At 55.5% G+C, this 15,905-nt stretch carries 13 protein-coding genes; 4 read left to right on the plus strand and 9 right to left on the minus strand.

Annotated elements, in window-relative coordinates:
- Positions 1-3 precede the first annotated feature (3 nt).
- The 3 genes from ltaE to Q7C21_RS09315 form a co-directional block, all read right to left on the minus strand.
- Entirely contained in the window at positions 4-1,005 is a 1,002-nt protein-coding gene (gene ltaE, locus Q7C21_RS09305) for a low-specificity L-threonine aldolase (RefSeq protein WP_039660921.1), read from the minus strand.
- Positions 1,006-1,076: 71 nt separating this feature from the next.
- On the minus strand, positions 1,077-2,798 hold the full coding sequence (gene poxB, locus Q7C21_RS09310) for a ubiquinone-dependent pyruvate dehydrogenase (RefSeq protein ID WP_140033571.1): 1,722 nt from the start codon (positions 2,796-2,798) through the stop codon (positions 1,077-1,079).
- A 130-nt stretch (positions 2,799-2,928) separates the two neighbouring features.
- Positions 2,929-3,828 carry a lysine exporter LysO family protein gene (locus tag Q7C21_RS09315; RefSeq protein WP_375150639.1) on the minus strand — a complete coding sequence of 300 codons (900 nt, stop codon included), beginning with the start codon at positions 3,826-3,828 and terminating at the stop codon, positions 2,929-2,931.
- A 128-nt stretch (positions 3,829-3,956) separates the two neighbouring features.
- Here Q7C21_RS09315 and Q7C21_RS09320 point away from each other — a divergent pair, with 128 nt between their 5' ends.
- Positions 3,957-5,594: a DUF2813 domain-containing protein gene (locus Q7C21_RS09320; RefSeq protein WP_375150640.1), complete on the plus strand. Its 1,638-nt coding sequence runs from the start codon at positions 3,957-3,959 to the stop codon at positions 5,592-5,594.
- 87 nt (positions 5,595-5,681) lie between these two features.
- On the opposite strand, the gene cspD is transcribed toward Q7C21_RS09320, so the two are convergent.
- A complete protein-coding gene (gene cspD / locus Q7C21_RS09325) occupies positions 5,682-5,906 on the minus strand; it encodes a cold shock-like protein CspD (protein WP_003849316.1) in 225 nt (74 codons plus the stop codon).
- Positions 5,907-6,222: 316 nt separating this feature from the next.
- Between cspD and clpS the strand changes: the two genes are divergently transcribed.
- Positions 6,223-6,543 (plus strand): ATP-dependent Clp protease adapter ClpS, encoded by a 321-nt coding sequence (gene clpS / locus Q7C21_RS09330; RefSeq protein WP_003849318.1) that lies wholly within the window; start codon positions 6,223-6,225, stop codon positions 6,541-6,543.
- Positions 6,544-6,595: 52 nt separating this feature from the next.
- Positions 6,596-8,872 carry an ATP-dependent Clp protease ATP-binding subunit ClpA gene (gene clpA, locus Q7C21_RS09335; protein WP_003849320.1) on the plus strand — a complete coding sequence of 759 codons (2,277 nt, stop codon included), beginning with the start codon at positions 6,596-6,598 and terminating at the stop codon, positions 8,870-8,872.
- An 88-nt stretch (positions 8,873-8,960) separates the two neighbouring features.
- On the opposite strand, the gene infA is transcribed toward clpA, so the two are convergent.
- The 5 genes from infA to trxB all read right to left on the minus strand — a co-directional run bounded on the left by infA (position 8,961) and on the right by trxB (position 14,862).
- Positions 8,961-9,179: a translation initiation factor IF-1 gene (infA, locus tag Q7C21_RS09340; RefSeq protein ID WP_002211347.1), complete on the minus strand. Its 219-nt coding sequence runs from the start codon at positions 9,177-9,179 to the stop codon at positions 8,961-8,963.
- A 345-nt stretch (positions 9,180-9,524) separates the two neighbouring features.
- On the minus strand, positions 9,525-10,217 hold the full coding sequence (aat, locus tag Q7C21_RS09345; protein ID WP_003849322.1) for a leucyl/phenylalanyl-tRNA--protein transferase: 693 nt from the start codon (positions 10,215-10,217) through the stop codon (positions 9,525-9,527).
- Between the two features lie 33 nt (positions 10,218-10,250).
- Positions 10,251-11,981: a cysteine/glutathione ABC transporter ATP-binding protein/permease CydC gene (gene cydC, locus Q7C21_RS09350; RefSeq protein WP_078804220.1), complete on the minus strand. Its 1,731-nt coding sequence runs from the start codon at positions 11,979-11,981 to the stop codon at positions 10,251-10,253.
- Positions 11,981-13,750: a cysteine/glutathione ABC transporter permease/ATP-binding protein CydD gene (gene cydD / locus Q7C21_RS09355; protein ID WP_375150641.1), complete on the minus strand. Its 1,770-nt coding sequence runs from the start codon at positions 13,748-13,750 to the stop codon at positions 11,981-11,983. Before cydD ends, cydC begins: the two co-directional genes overlap by 1 nt.
- A gap of 143 nt (positions 13,751-13,893) precedes the next feature.
- The gene (gene trxB / locus Q7C21_RS09360) at positions 13,894-14,862 is read right to left on the minus strand and encodes a thioredoxin-disulfide reductase (protein ID WP_003849329.1); all 969 of its coding nucleotides are present in this window, start codon (positions 14,860-14,862) and stop codon (positions 13,894-13,896) included.
- Between the two features lie 520 nt (positions 14,863-15,382).
- Between trxB and lrp the strand changes: the two genes are divergently transcribed.
- Positions 15,383-15,877, plus strand: coding sequence for a leucine-responsive transcriptional regulator Lrp (gene lrp / locus Q7C21_RS09365; RefSeq protein ID WP_006118610.1), 495 nt, complete (start codon positions 15,383-15,385; stop codon positions 15,875-15,877).
- Positions 15,878-15,905: the final 28 nt, after the last annotated feature.

Here is a 15,905-nt window from a genome sequence, read left to right on the forward strand (position 1 = left end):
GGATTACTGTTGCAGAAACGCTTTCCAGTGGGCGACAACCTGCTCCAGTGCCGCACGATCAGTATCCAGATGGGTGACCAGCCGGGTACGTGTCCCCACGCTGATTAACACGTCGCGCGCTTTCATCCACTCGCCTAATGGTTTGACCTGAGCTTCCGGCACCGCCACAAACAGCATGTTGGTCTGTTGATCGATAACGCTCACGCCCAGCTCATGCAGCTGCTGTCCCAGCCAGGCAGCATTGTCATGATCCTCCTGGAGTCGCGTCACGTTGTGTTCCAATGCGTAGAGACCTGCCGCCGCGAGAATACCGGCCTGACGCATGCCGCCACCGGTCATTTTACGCCAGCGACGGGCGCGCTCAATCAGGGCTGTATCGCCACATAGCAGTGAACCCACCGGTGTGCCCAGGCCTTTTGAGAGACAGATGGTCAGGGTGTCGCAATAGCGGGCCATCGCAGCCAGCGTGGTTTTTTGCGCCACCACCGCATTGAAAATACGTGCGCCATCAATGTGCAGCGCCAGCTTATGCTCACGGGTAAAAGTCCACGCCTGTTCCAGATACGCCAGCGGCAGGACTTTACCATGATGGGTGTTTTCCAGACTCAGCAGGCGGGTGCGGGCGAAGTGAATATCGTCCGGCTTGATGGCAGCCGCCACCACGTCGAGCGGCAGAGTGCCATCGTCGGCGGGCAGCACCGGTTGAGGCTGAATGCTCCCCAGCACCGCCGCGCCACCTGCTTCATACTTGTAGTTGTGCGCCTGCTGACCGACGATATATTCATCGCCGCGTTCGCAGTGGCTGAGCAATGCCACCAGATTTGCCTGAGTGCCGGTAGGGAAAAACAGCGCTGCTGCTTTGCCGCTTAATCGTGCGGCTTCTGCTTCCAGCGCATTGACGGTAGGATCGTCACGGTAGACATCATCGCCGGTTTCGGCAGACATCATCGCGTTTAGCATGGCGGCGCTGGGCCGGGTCACGGTATCACTGCGTAAATCGATCACCTTATGCTCCTGGATGTGGCGGAAGAGAAAAAAAAGGCGGGCATCGCGCCCGCCTGGATGGAACCTCTGTTTTACCGTAGCCAGTTGGTTTTCGCCAGTTCTACCACCTCGTCACCGCGACCATTCATGATGGCGCGCAGCATGTAGAGACTGAAGCCTTTGGCCTGCTCCATTTTGATCTGCGGCGGCATTGCCAGCTCCTCTTTGGCGGTAATCACATCCACCAGAACCGGGCCATCGTGGGCAAATGCCTGCTCCAGCGCACCATTGAGTTCAGAGGCCTTTTCCACCCGGATACCCCGGATGCCACAGGCCTGGGCGATAGCGGCAAAGTCAGGATTTTCCAGCTCGGTGCCGTCGGTAAGATAGCCGCCCGCTTTCATCTCCATCGCCACAAAGCCCAGCACGCTGTTGTTGAAAATCACCAGTTTCACCGGCATTTTCAGCTGCGCCAGCGAGATAAAATCACCCATCAGCATGCTGAAGCCGCCGTCGCCGCACAGCGCGACAACCTGACGATTGCGATCGATCGACTGCGCACCCAGCGCCTGTGGCATCGCATTCGCCATCGAGCCGTGGTTAAACGAACCCAGCAGGCGACGTCGGCCGTTCATCTTCAGATAGCGCGCCGCCCACACGGTTGGGGTGCCGACATCGCAGGTAAAAATAGCGTCATCGCTGGCGTAGTGACTGATCTGCTGTGCCAGATATTGCGGATGAATTGGCTGTTTGTCGTTGGGCTGCGCCAGTTCGTCGAGACTTTTGCGCGCCTCGCCATAGTGTTTAACCGCACTGTCGAGATGTTTGCGATCGCTTTTGGTCGTCAGTTGCGGTAGCAGCGCCTGCAGCGTGCTTTTCACATCGCCGACATACGCTTCATCGACATGACAATGCGATCCCAGGCTGCCCGGGTTGATGTCAATCTGAATGATCTTCGCGTTTTCCGGATAGAATGCGCGATAGGGGAATTGTGTGCCCAGCAATACCAGCGTCCCGGCATTCATCATGGCGTGGAAGCCGGATGAGAAACCGATCAGACCGGTCATGCCAACATCATAAGGGTTGTCATATTCGATGTGTTCTTTGCCACGCAGCGCATGCACAATTGGCGCTTTAAGCGCTTCTGCCAGCGCCACCACCTCCTGATGCGCACCGGCACAGCCACTGCCACACAGCAGCGTAATGTCAGTGGCGTCGTTCAGCGTCTGTGCCAGCCGGGTCAGTTCGGCTGGCTGAGGCAGGACCTGCGGCAACTGCGGTGGATACCACTCAGTGCGGGCGCTTTCTGGCGCCAGTTTCAGGGCGATATCACCCGGCAGCACCACGACTGAGACACCGCGATTGAGAATGGCTTTGCGCATCGCGATGCCCAGCACCTGCGGTAACTGCTCAGGATTCGAGACCAGCTCACAGTAGTGGCTGCATTCGCGGAACAGCTCCTGGGGATGAGTTTCCTGGAAATAACCGCTGCCGATTTCGCTGGAGGGAATGTGTGCCGCAATCGCCAGCACCGGGACGCGGTTACGATGGCAGTCGAACAAGCCGTTGATGAGGTGTAAGTTGCCTGGTCCGCAGGAGCCGGCGCAGACCGCCAGTTCGCCGCTGATGTGCGCTTCCGCACCCGCCGCAAAGGCGGCGACCTCTTCATGGCGTGTCGGCATCCATTCAATAGTGCCCATGCGATTCAGGCTATCGCTCAGGCCGTTAAGGGAATCTCCGGTGACGCCCCAGATGCGTTTTACGCCCGCGCTTTCCAGCGTTTTGGCGACCAGCGCCGCCACGGTTTGTTTCATGATCTTCTCCTTTGTCGGCCCGCCATGAAGAGTGACGTGACCAGAATCGAAAAAAGAAGCGTAGACGACACGGCAGAAAAGCAGGCGTGAAAAAATGCGCTGGCAGAGCTCAGCACATCTCAGACCGAATTCAGGCAGAGAAGAGGGCGATCAGAATCGGGGCCAGCAGGCTCATCACAAAACCGTGCACAATAGCGGCAGGGACAATCTCGTTGCCGCCCGCCCGCTGCAGTACCGGCAGGGTAAAGTCCATTGAGGTGGCACCGCACAGCCCCAGCGCGCTGGAACGATGACGGCCAATCAGCGCGGGGATCAGCATGATTGCGACCAGTTCACGCACCAGATCGTTGAAGAAGGCGGCGCTGCCAATGACCGGGCCAAAGGCTTCGGTCATCAATATGCCAGAGAGAGAGTACCAGCCAAAGCCGCTGGCTAGCGCCAGACCGGTTTTTAGCGGAACACCCAGCAGTAATGCCGCGATCATGCCACCTGCCAGCGCGCTGACCAGCACCACACTGGCAACCAGTAGACCGCGACGGTTCAGGATAATCTGACGCAGAGTCATTCCACTGCCGCGCAGCTGAATCCCCACGAGGAACAGCAGGAAGATCAGCGCATATTCACTGGCCGTCGAGGCGTGGTGCAGCAGTGACCACTGGGTCAGACCTAGCAGAAAACCGATGACAACCACGCCACATAGCTTCAGCGAGTCCAGTGCCATATGCAGCCGCGAGGGAAGCTTCTCCTGCCGGTGCGCATGCTGCCACGGTGCATATTTCTCCAGCCCGCGCAACGCCAGTACATTGCACAGCAGAATGCAGAACGCCGCCACCAGAGCCGTATGAAAAACGGCCAGCAGATTGCTGCTCAGGTTGTCGAGAAAGGCCAGGCTGATGCCCATAAAGAACAGAATGACGTAAACCATCCAGCCCAGCAGTTGATTTACCCGACGCAGGGTGGCGGTTTTACGCAAGGGTAACAGCCAGCCTGCGATTAGCGGCAGCAGAATAATCAGAAGTCCGGAGTACATATCATTGCCATCCCTGGAAGAAGAGGTCACACGCTAGCGAAAAAGCGTAACGGAGTAAACCCTGATAAAGCGGCTTGACCGGCGCGCGGGCGACAACCATGCTGTCTATAAACTGAGGATGGACGCCTATGATTCTGGAACATATCGACATTCGCGGCTTCCGCGGTATCAATAAGCTCTCACTGCCTTTAACGCACACCACTCTGCTGATTGGTGAGAATGCCTGGGGTAAATCCAGCCTGCTGGATGTCATGAGCCTGCTGCTCTCTCCTTATGAACCGGCCTATGTTTTTACTGAGGCGGATTTCCATTTTACACCGGGTGATGTGACCGATCCGATGCGCCGTATTTCAGTGGTGTTCCACTTTCGGGATGACGGAAGCGATCCGGACGCGGTGCTCTCGACCTTCTGGCAGCGTGATGCGCAGGGCCAGCGTCGGCTTTATTACAGCGTCAGCGCCACCTGGCGTGACGGCGGCATCGACACCCGTCGCCGTTTCGTTGACGTAAATGCCCAGCTGTTGCCTGAGCAGAATTGTGCGGACGCAATCGACCTGTTGCTGACGCGTTATCCGGTATTGCGGTTGCGCGACGCGCGTTTCAGCAAGCGAACGCGGAACCGAGCGCCCGTGACCGGTCCCCATCCTGAGCTGCTGGCGGGCATGGAGACGCTGGCGCGCGATCTGGAGCAACATCCTCAGCAACTCAGCGATGAGGTGCTGAGACAGGGCCTCAAGACGATGCAGCAATTGATGCAGCACTATTTTCTGGTGCAACCGCCTGGTGCAGGCAGTGAGGCCCGGTCACGGGATCCGCAGATGCGCGATGGGGTGCAGGGATGGCGGGCGCTGGATCATCTGAATCAGCTGATTGCCGGAACTGACTCCCGCAGCCGTCAGCTGATTTTGCTGCAGATGTTTACCCTGTTGATCGAAGCACGAGGCGACGTTCCGCTAGCTGCCGGTGCGCGGCCGCTGCTGCTGATTGAAGATCCGGAAACCCGCCTGCATCCGATTATGCTGTCCGTGGCCTGGAACCTGCTGAAGCTGCTGCCGCTACAGAAAATCGTCACGACCAATTCAGCTGAACTGCTGTCGCAGGTGCCGGTAGAAAACGTCTGCCGTCTGGTGCGTCAGTCCTCACGCGTAGCAGCCTGGCGCATCGGTCCGGAAGGTCTGAGTGCCGAAGAGAGTCGGCGTATCGGCTTTCATATTCGCGTCAATCGACCGGCGGCCCTGTTTGCCCGTTGCTGGCTGCTGGTCGAAGGTGAAACCGAGGTCTGGATTATGAATGAGCTGGCGCAGCAGTGTGGTTACAACTTCGCGGCGGAAGGGGTGAAAGTGATTGAGTTTGCGCAATCGGGCCTGAAGCCGCTGCTGAAATTTGCCCGACGCATGGGGATCGCCTGGCACGTGCTGACAGATGGCGATCAGGCGGGTAATAAATATGCCAGCACGGCGCGCACGCAGTTACAGCCGGGTGATCCTGAGCCGCGTTTTCTGACGCAGTTACCCGCGCTGGATATGGAAAACTTTCTCTATCACCAGGGGTTTCAGGATGTTTATCATCAAATGGCGCACCTGCCGTTAAACGCGCCGATGAGTTCCAGGCGTATTATTACCAAAGCGATTCACCAGAGCTCCAAGCCGGAACTGGCGATCGCAGTGGCGACATCGGCGGCGGAACGCGGGCCGGAAGCCATCCCGCCGTTAATGCGGCAGATGTTTGCCCGGGTGATTGGGCTGGCGCAGGGTCAGGCGGACTAAGCCTGTCAAACATGGCCTGTCAAAAATGAAAAATGCCAGCGGCACTGGCTGGCATTTTTAGGGCTCTGTACAGAGGTGGGTTCAGTATCAGGCCACGGCCTGTACCTCAACAACCGGCACGATGAGGCTGGCGTGATTGCCTTTCGGACCTTCATGCACATCGAACTGAACCTGCTGGCCTGCCTTTAGCGTTCGGTAGCCTTCCATCTGAATGGTGGAGTAGTGCGCAAAAATATCTTCGCCACCACCAACCGGACAGATAAAGCCAAAGCCTTTGGAATTATTGAACCATTTAACGGTGCCCGTCTCCATGCTTTTACTTCCCTCGCAAGACATTTTATAAGTAGGTGAGGTCTTTGAAGCTGTGAGTCGGATTTGATTAAAACTCAATCAGCCTGTGCAGGTAGAATGTAGAGAAAGCGCCGCTGGCGTCAAGCAAACCACCGGGCCGGATGGGGAAAAAATCATCAAAATTTGAGGCAGTTAACGCTATTGCAAATTTTGTGATGCAGGTCGCGCAAGGTTATTTCTGAATAAATTTTCAGCAGCGGCCCGCAGCTTGACAGGCATGTTAAACTCTCAACATGTAGCCACTTAAAGGCTAAAAGCAAAATCTCAACGGAACACTATGGCAAACACAAACGACTGGCTTAACTTTGAACATCTGGCCGAAGACAAAGTACGTGAAGGGTTAAAGCCGCCTTCTATGTATAAAGTCATTCTGAATAATGACGATTATACACCTATGGAATTTGTTATTGACGTCGTGCAAAAGTTCTTTTCTTATGATGTTGAACGTGCAACGCAGCTGATGTTGAAAGTTCACTATCACGGCAAGGCGATCTGTGGTGTATTTACTGCAGAAGTCGCCGAAACAAAAGCGGCCCAGGTGAACAATTATGCGCGGGAAAACCATCATCCGTTGCTGTGTACGCTGGAAAAAGCCTGAGCCCGTCTCCATATAGGAAACAGGTAAGGGCGATAATTGGGGGAGGTGCCTAATGCTCAATCAAGAACTGGAACTCAGTTTAAATATGGCTTTCGCCAGAGCGCGTGAGCACCGTCATGAGTTTATGACCGTCGAGCATCTGTTACTGGCATTGCTCAGTAACCCGTCGGCCAGAGAGGCACTGGAAGCCTGTACGGTGGACATGGTGGCTCTGCGGCAGGAACTCGAAGCCTTCATCGAACAAACCACACCGGTGCTGCCTGCCAGTGAGGAGGAGCGTGATACTCAACCAACGCTCAGCTTCCAGCGCGTTCTGCAGCGCGCGGTTTTCCATGTCCAGTCATCCGGTCGCAGTGAAGTCACCGGGGCGAATGTGCTGGTCGCCATCTTCAGCGAGCAGGAGTCGCAAGCGGCCTATCTGTTACGCAAACATGAAGTCAGCCGCCTTGATGTGGTGAATTTCATCTCTCACGGTACGCGCAAAGACGAACCGGGCCAGGCGCCAGGCGCTGAAAACCCGGTTAACGAAGAGCAAGCAGGCGGGGAGGATCGTATGGAAAACTTCACCACCAATCTTAATCAGCTTGCTCGCGTCGGTGGGATTGATCCACTGATTGGTCGCGACAGAGAGCTGGAACGTACTATTCAGGTGCTGTGCCGTCGCCGTAAAAACAACCCGCTGCTGGTGGGGGAATCCGGTGTCGGTAAAACGGCTATCGCAGAAGGTCTCGCCTGGCGTATCGAGCAGGGCGATGTACCGGAAGTGATGAAAGATTGCACTATCTACTCGCTGGATATTGGTTCACTGCTGGCAGGCACCAAATATCGTGGTGACTTTGAGAAACGCTTCAAAGCGCTACTGAAACAGCTGGAGCAGGACGAACACAGCATTCTGTTTATTGATGAGATCCATACCATCATTGGTGCGGGTGCGGCATCAGGTGGCCAGGTAGACGCAGCGAACCTGATTAAACCGTTACTTTCTGGCGGTAAGATTCGGGTAATGGGGTCTACCACGTATCAGGAATTCAGCAACATCTTCGAAAAAGATCGTGCTCTGGCGCGTCGTTTCCAGAAGATCGATATCACTGAGCCTTCTGTTGAAGAAACCGTGCAGATCCTGAGCGGCCTGAAGACCAAGTATGAAGCCCACCATGATGTGCGGTATACCGCGAAAGCGGTGCGTGCAGCGGTGGAACTGGCAGTGAAATATATCAACGACCGTCATCTGCCTGACAAGGCGATTGACGTGATTGATGAAGCGGGTGCGCGTGCGCGCCTGATGCCTGCCAGCAAACGTAAGAAAACCATCAATGTTTCTGACATTGAAACTGTGGTGGCCCGCATTGCCCGTATTCCTGAACAAAGTGTGTCAGCAACCGATCGCGATACACTGAGAAATCTGGGCGAACGGCTCAAGATGCTGGTGTTTGGACAGGACAAAGCCATTGAGGTGCTGACGGAAGCGATCAAAATGAGCCGCGCCGGTCTGGGTCAGGATCGCAAGCCAGTTGGTTCCTTCCTGTTTGCCGGGCCAACCGGTGTGGGTAAAACGGAAGTGACTGTGCAGCTGGCGAAAGCGCTGGGTATTGAGCTGCTGCGTTTTGATATGTCCGAGTACATGGAGCGTCACACCGTCAGTCGTCTGATTGGTGCACCTCCGGGCTACGTCGGTTTTGATCAGGGCGGTCTGCTGACGGATGCGGTGATCAAGCATCCACATGCGGTGGTGTTACTGGATGAGATCGAGAAAGCGCACCCGGATGTCTTCAACCTGCTGCTGCAGGTGATGGATAACGGCATGCTGACAGATAACAACGGTCGCAAAGCGGACTTCCGCAACGTGGTGCTGGTGATGACCACCAACGCCGGTGTGCGTGAGACGGAACGTAAGTCGATTGGCCTGATTCATCAGGACAACAGCACCGATGCGATGGAAGAGATCAAAAAGATCTTTACGCCAGAGTTCCGTAACCGTCTCGACAACATCATCTGGTTCAGTCACCTGTCACCAGCGGTGATCCATCAGGTGGTCGACAAGTTTATTGTCGAGTTGCAGGCGCAGCTGGATGCGAAAGGTGTGTCGCTGGAAGTCAGTGATGAAGCGCGCGACTGGCTGGCTGAGAAGGGCTATGACAAAGCGATGGGTGCACGTCCGATGGCGCGCACCGTGCAGGACAGCCTGAAGAAACCGTTAGCCAATGAACTGCTGTTTGGTTCGCTGGTGGATGGTGGCTCAGTATCTGTTGCGCTGGATCGTGAGAAAGGTGAACTGACCTATCACTTCCTGAGTGCTGAGAAACGCAAAACCGAAGGCACTGTGCACTAATCACTTGCTGCAGATGTGAAAAAGGCCGGATATGAATATCCGGCCTTTTTTATCGCTTCAACATGCAGAGCGATGAAGTTACTGCAAATTAGCGACTACGGAAGACAATGCGGCCTTTGCTCAGGTCGTACGGGGTCAACTCAACGGTCACTTTGTCACCCGTCAGGATGCGGATGTAGTTTTTGCGCATTTTACCGGAGATGTGAGCAGTGACCACGTGTCCGTTCTCAAGTTCTACGCGGAACATGGTGTTAGGTAACGTATCCAGTACGGTACCTTGCATTTCAATATTGTCTTCTTTGGCCATCGAATCCTCTGGGTGTACTACCTTTCAGTTGAACCGGCAAGATAATGCCCAATTCAACGATTTATGTAAAGAACCGTCGGCGATTTTGCCAACGCTTTGCCGGGGTGCACGTCAGTTACGTGCATCCGGTAAAATTAGGGTGTTTATGGTGGCGTCTGCAGGGGATTAGCGGGCTAAGAATCTGTATCAACCGGTAACACGCGCACGATTGAAAACAGTTCCGAGAGTGCGTTGAGATTCCCAGCCTGGCAATTCCGGCTCGTTATTGCGAAGCGCGGACGACATACCAAACTCGACTATTATACCACTTATGCGCCTTTATGTGTGCAAAACATCTCAGTAGCACTAAAAAAGCGTTTGTGTCTGCCAGCATCCATCGCTGACCGGCTGACTGGCAAGGCTTTGTACATATTGCAGATAATCAGCGCGCGGGATCTCCTGCGCGCCTAATGACGCGGTATGGGGATTAAGCACCTGGCAATCCACCAGACGGCCCTGATGTCGGATAAAATGCTGGCAAAATACCCAAAGTGCGGTTTTAGAGGCATTCTGCTGACGGCTGAACATCGATTCGCCGCAGAAGATTTGCCCCATCGCCAGCCCGTACATGCCACCCACCAGCTGATGTTCATCCCACACTTCAATGGAGTGGGCATGGCCCAGCTCATACAATCGCAACCAGGCGCGCTTCATTTCAAAAGTAATCCAGGTGCCTTCTTCGCGACCGGTAGCGCAGCCCTCGATCACCTCGTCGAATGACTCGTTCATCGTTACCCGATAAGGTGAACGGCTGTGAAAGCGTTTCATGCTACGACTCAGGTGAAACTGCTCGGGCAACAGGACTGCTCGGGGATCGGGTGACCACCAGAGGATGGGATCGCCGGGGGAAAACCATGGAAAAATGCCGCACTGATAAGCATTTAGCAGCCGGGCAGGGGAGAGATCCCCACCCATAGCCAGTAAGCCATTTGGCTCACGAAGTGCCATTTCAGGTGGGGGAAATTGCAGAGATTCCCGTGACAGTTGTACCAGTCTCATCGCGTTGCGTTACTCATCAGCATTTCGCTATGACTATAACGCAATCCGCTGCCGGAAACGCCAGTAGCGGCCCGCTTTTGAGATTAATTCCGCATGGCTACCCTGTTCAACAATGGCACCATTATCCATTACGCAGATGCGATCCATCAGCTCCAGGCCGCTGAGACGATGCGTGACCATGATCATCGTCTTCCCGGCGGTCAACTGCTGGAGCAGCGTCAGAATATGCTGCTCGGTAGTGGCATCCAGCCCTTCAGTAGGTTCATCCAGCAGCCAGAGATCGCCATCGTGTAATAATGCGCGCGCCAGCGCCAGCCGGCGCAGTTCGCCGCCTGACAGCGGGCGACCGCCTTCCCCCATCCAGGCGTTCAGGCCTTCCTGATTTTCAAGCAGGCGCTGCAGGCCGACGTCGTTGAGTGCGCGAGTTAACTGCTCATCACTGGCATCAGGGCAAGCCAGCAGTAAATTATCGCGCAGGCTCTGGCTGAAGAGGTGAACCCGCTGCGTTACCACGCTGATGCGCTGGCGCAACGCGGGTTCTGACCATTCGCGAATCGGCCGATCATTTAAACGGATAACGCCGTGCTGGCTCTCCCAGCCACGGGTTAACAGCGCCAGCAATGTTGATTTTCCGCAGCCGGTCGGCCCCAGCAGCGCAATATGCTCACCGGCTGCTACCGAGAGAGTACAACGGTTTAGCACCTTATCCGGACGGTCGGGATAGCTGAAGTCGAGCTGATCGATCCCGATCGAAAGAGGTCCCGGTCGGGCCTCGGAATGTGCCGGGAAAGTGATCGCAGGAGACTGGTCGATAATGTCATTGACTCTCTGAGCGGCGTTTATCACCTGTGACATAGGCAGGAAGGCGCCTGCTACCGGTGCCAGCGCTTCAAAGGCGGCCAGGGCGCAAAACACTACCAGCGCAATCAGCGAACCGGGTAACTGCTGTTCGCTGATGGTGGCGGCACTCAGCCAGAGCAGCAGTGTGACCGTTACACCGCTGATCAGCAGCAGCAGACACTGTGCGGCGGCCTGTAAGCGTTGTTGTTGACTTTGTGCCTGCTGCCAGCGCTGTTCATCTTCATCGAGCTGCTGTCGCCATCCCTGCGAGGCACCGTACAATGTCAGTTCAGCCTGGGCCGCCAGCCACTGCATCAGTTGTAAGCGCCAGTGGGCACGACCCTGGGCAATGGCAACACCTGCCGGCGATCCCAGACGATAAAACAGGGCTGGCATCAGTACCAGCGTACTCAACATGATGCCGCCCAGCGTCAGTGCCAGATGAAAATTGATAAAACTCATCCCGAAGGTCACCACGACACTCACGATAAAAGCGCCAAGCAGTGGCGAGATGACGCGCAGATAGAGATGATCCAGCGTATCGACATCAGCCACAAAGCGGTTGAGCAGGTCCGCCTGCCGGAATCGCGAAAGCTGGCCAGGGGAAAGGGCCATCAGGCGGCTGAACGTGTGGACACGCAGGTGCTGAAGCACCCTGAACGTTGCATCGTGGCTGACCAGCCGCTCAGCATAGCGTGCGGCGGTGCGAATGATGGCTGCGCCACGGACGCCCGCCGCAGGCAGCATGTAGTTAAAGGTATAGAGACCCGCGACACCGGCCACTGACGAGGCGGCCAGAAACCAGCCAGAGAGCGTCAGCAGGCCAATGCTGGCCAGCAGGGTAACAATCGCCAGCACGATGCCCAGCGTCAGGCGAAAAGGGTGGCGCAACCAGAGACGAAGAAAAGGACGCAAGGCGGACATCAGCGGATCTCCTGTTGGCGATGCTTCAGCATCTCGCTAAAGGCACCTGGCTGTTGTGACAGCTGCTGCCAGTTACCCTGCTGGACCAGCTTACCCGCTTCCATCACCCATAGGCTCTGCCAGCGGCTCAGCGTATCGATCTGATGAGTAATCATCAGTGTGGTCTGCCGATCTGCCGCCTCGTTCAGCGCCAGCATCACATGGCGTTCGCTGAGTGCATCCAGGCTGGCGGCCGGTTCATCAAGCAGCAAAAAATGTGAGGTTTTATAGAGTGCACGTGCAACCGCGACCCGTTGCGCCTGGCCCACCGACAGCTGATGACCGCCATCGCCAGGCGGGGTCTCAATGCCCAGGGGCAGACGCGGCAGGAACTCATTAATGCCGCACGCTTCCAGCAGTGCTGCAAAGCGCTCGCTGTCCCAGGTGGTATTCATCAGGATGTTGTCGCGCAAGGTGCTGGCCGGTAATTGAGGATTCTGTCCTACCCAACTCAGTTGCTGATGCCAGTCGCTCCGTCGTATATCGCGCAGTTCGACGCCATTGGCTTTCAGCGAGCCCTGATAGGGCAGAAACCCGAGCAGAGCGTTCATCAGTGCCGTTTTACCCGCCCCGCTTTGACCGACCAGCGCAATCTGCTCACCCGCGGCAATGGTAAAAGTAAGAGGGCCACACAGCACCTGGCCATCAGGTGCGCAGACACAGAGATCGTCAGCGCTTATCGCGATGGCGTGATCGGTAGTGAAAGGGCGCTGGCCTCTCTGCGGCGCGGCGTCGGGCGTCGCCTGCATAAAGGCTTCAAGCGCATCGGCACCGCCCACCGCCTGCGCTTTGGCGTGATAGAACGCACCGAGATCGCGCAGTGGCTGGAAAAACTCCGGGGCAAGGATCAGCACCAGGAAGCCGGCAAACAGCGTCACGCCCTGGCCATAATCACCGAAATGCAATTCGCCCAGATAGGAGAAACCAAAATAGACGGCCACCACGGCAATCGCTAACGAGGCAAAAAACTCCAGTACGGCGGAGGAGAGAAAGGCGAGGCGCAGCACTTCCATGGTGTGCTGGCGAAAATCGGTGGTGGCGGCGGCAACGGCCTGCTGCTCTGCTTCACCACGATGAAACAGTCGCAGCGTCTCTCTGCCGCGCAGGCGGTCCAGAAAATTCCCGCTCAGGCGAGCCAGTACCAGAAAGTTTCGGCGGTTGGCCTCGGCAGCACCCATTCCAGCCAGCGCCATAAACAGCGGTATCAACGGCGCGGTGGCAAAAAGAATCAGACCTGCCGTCCAGTTCAACGGGAAAATGGTCAGCAGAATGCAGCAGGGGATCACGACTGCCAGTGTCATCTGCGGCAGATAACGGGCGTAATACTCCTGCATCTCTTCGATCTGTTCCAGCAACAGCGTTGCCCAGCTACCGGCTGGCCTTCCCTGAATCCACGCCGGGCCGAGATCAGATAACCGGTCAAGAACCTGCTGTCGTAAAGCCTGGCGGATAGCCTGCCCGGCACGGTAACCGGTCAGTTCGCGGGCGTAGTTAATCAGGGCACGGAGCACAAAGCAGAGCAGTAATAGCAGGATGCTGACCGTCAGCGTTTCGCGCGGCTGTTGATCAATAATCAGCGCCTGAAGCAGCGAGGCCAGTAAACCGGCCTGGGCAATGATCAGCAGTGCACTCGCCGTGCCGAGCAGCGTGTTGAGTCGCAACCAGCGACCGGCGAAACGACGTTGCTGACGAAGCCAGCGGGTAAGATGCTGCTGCCGCGATTTGTCCATGCGAGACCATGATAAATATCGATGATGGGGGAAAATGGAAAGACATTTCCATCTCTTCAGGCGCAAGAATCTAGCATGAGAGCAATAAAAAAGGCGACGGAAAAACCGTCGCCTGGAACATTTGAGATCAGAGGGTTAACAACTTACTGATCGTTTTTAACTAACCCGTCAAGAAAACGCTCAGCGTCTAACGCAGCCATGCAGCCAGTGCCCGCAGAGGTAATCGCCTGACGATAGATATGGTCCATCACATCACCTGCTGCAAAAACGCCAGGGATGCTGGTCTGGGTGGCGTTGCCGTGTAAACCGGACTGAACTTTGATGTATCCGTTCTCCAGCGCCAGCTGACCTTCAAAGATGGCCGTATTCGGGCTGTGCCCGATAGCAACAAACAGACCCGCCACTTCCAGTGCTTCCGTCTCATCACTGTTCTGGGTAGAACGCAGCGTCAGACCTGTCACGCCCATCTGATCGCCTACCACTTCTTCAAGCGTGCGATGAGTGTGCAGCACGATATTGCCGTTACGCACTTTTTCCATCAGGCGGTCAATCAGGATCTTCTCAGCGCGGAAGCTGTCACGACGGTGAATCAGGTGCACTTCAGCGGCAATGTTCGCCAGATAAAGTGCTTCTTCAACGGCCGTGTTGCCACCGCCAATCACCGCGACTTTCTGATTGCGATAGAAAAAGCCGTCACAGGTTGCGCAGGCAGAAACGCCTTTGCCTTTGAACGCCTCTTCAGATGGCAGGCCCAGATAACGTGCCGACGCACCCGTTGCGATGATAAGCGCATCTGCTGTGTATTCGCCGCTATCGCCAGTGAGGCGGAACGGACGATTCTGCAGATCCACCGTGTGGATGTGATCAAAAATGATCTCAGTATTGAATTTTTCGGCATGCTCGTGCATGCGCTCCATCAGCGATGGACCTGTCAGATCGTGCGGGTCGCCCGGCCAGTTTTCCACTTCAGTGGTCGTGGTCAGCTGTCCGCCTTTTTCCAGACCCGTGATCAATACGGGGTTCAGGTTGGCGCGTGCAGCATAAACGGCTGCGGTATAACCCGCTGGGCCAGAGCCCAGAATGAGTAACTTACTGTGTTTGGCCGTACTCATGCGTTCCTCAGTTTCATTCGGCTGACATAGCCTGCGATTGTAGGGAATATCCGGCGACAATGACAAGGCTTAGCCAATTTTGTTAACGATAGCTGCAAATGGCGTAGACGATGAACGGCAGTTTTGCCTGGCGAATGCGCCAAAAGGGGGCAAAACTCGGGCTGAATGGGTGCAAAAGTGCAAAAATACTCATTTAAAAACAGATACCCAGCTAACTGTCTGGCATCTTGTCCTGAATTTGGTGATTTTACTTTGACAATCGCCTGCGCTTTTGCGAAAACATTATCAGAAGCGAATAACATTTATCGGAACAAAACAGGTTTTCCTCGCCTGTTTTGCACTTAACGCCGAATAAAAGCAGCCTGATATGGATAATGACGCATGATGTGGACAGACAATATGCGTCATGTCGATAGATTTCAGAACACAGGCTCTGTTAGCTCACTTCAGAAATGCCCCGAACAATGAGCGTTTTCAGGGCGTGGCAGGTAAAGGGAAGGAATTAAGAGAGACAATAATAATGGTAGACAATAAGAAACGCCCCGGAAAAGATCTCGACAGAATTGACAGGAACATTCTGAATGAACTTCAGAAAGATGGTCGCATTTCAAACGTAGAGCTTTCCAAACGCGTAGGCTTATCGCCTACGCCATGTCTTGAACGCGTGCGTCGTCTTGAACGTCAGGGATTTATTCTTGGCTATACCGCGCAGTTGAACCCGCACTACCTTGATGCATCTCTACTGGTATTCGTTGAGATTACTCTGAATCGTGGTGCGCCGGATGTGTTTGAGCAATTTAACGCCGCTGTGCAAAAACTTGAGGAAACTCAAGAGTGTCACCTCGTTTCCGGCGATTTCGACTACCTGCTGAAAACGCGCGTACCTGATATGTCTGCCTACCGTAAGTTGCTGGGTGAAACCCTGTTGCGCCTGCCCGGCGTAAACGACACGCGAACTTACGTGGTGATGGAAGAGGTCAAACAGAGCAATCGACTGGTGATCAAAACCCGCTGATGCGGGGCAGGTGCAAAACCTGTTAGAT

Source organism: Pantoea sp. ANP04, assembly GCF_041982285.1.
GTDB classification, from domain to species: domain Bacteria; phylum Pseudomonadota; class Gammaproteobacteria; order Enterobacterales; family Enterobacteriaceae; genus Pantoea; species Pantoea eucalypti.

Bases quoted from the DNA above. Each gene is read 5' to 3' on its own strand.
- poxB (WP_140033571.1), bottom strand. From the start codon at position 2,798: ATGAAACAAACCGTGGCGGCGCTGGTCGCCAAAACGCTGGAAAGCGCG.
- Q7C21_RS09315 (WP_375150639.1), bottom strand. From the start codon at position 3,828: ATGTACTCCGGACTTCTGATTATTCTGCTGCCGCTAATCGCAGGCTGG.
- Q7C21_RS09320 (WP_375150640.1), top strand. From the start codon at position 3,957: ATGATTCTGGAACATATCGACATTCGCGGCTTCCGCGGTATCAATAAG.
- cspD (WP_003849316.1), bottom strand. From the start codon at position 5,906: ATGGAGACGGGCACCGTTAAATGGTTCAATAATTCCAAAGGCTTTGGC.
- clpS (WP_003849318.1), top strand. From the start codon at position 6,223: ATGGCAAACACAAACGACTGGCTTAACTTTGAACATCTGGCCGAAGAC.
- clpA (WP_003849320.1), top strand. From the start codon at position 6,596: ATGCTCAATCAAGAACTGGAACTCAGTTTAAATATGGCTTTCGCCAGA.
- infA (WP_002211347.1), bottom strand. From the start codon at position 9,179: ATGGCCAAAGAAGACAATATTGAAATGCAAGGTACCGTACTGGATACG.
- aat (WP_003849322.1), bottom strand. From the start codon at position 10,217: ATGAGACTGGTACAACTGTCACGGGAATCTCTGCAATTTCCCCCACCT.
- cydC (WP_078804220.1), bottom strand. From the start codon at position 11,981: ATGTCCGCCTTGCGTCCTTTTCTTCGTCTCTGGTTGCGCCACCCTTTT.
- cydD (WP_375150641.1), bottom strand. From the start codon at position 13,750: ATGGACAAATCGCGGCAGCAGCATCTTACCCGCTGGCTTCGTCAGCAA.
- trxB (WP_003849329.1), bottom strand. From the start codon at position 14,862: ATGAGTACGGCCAAACACAGTAAGTTACTCATTCTGGGCTCTGGCCCA.
- lrp (WP_006118610.1), top strand. From the start codon at position 15,383: ATGGTAGACAATAAGAAACGCCCCGGAAAAGATCTCGACAGAATTGAC.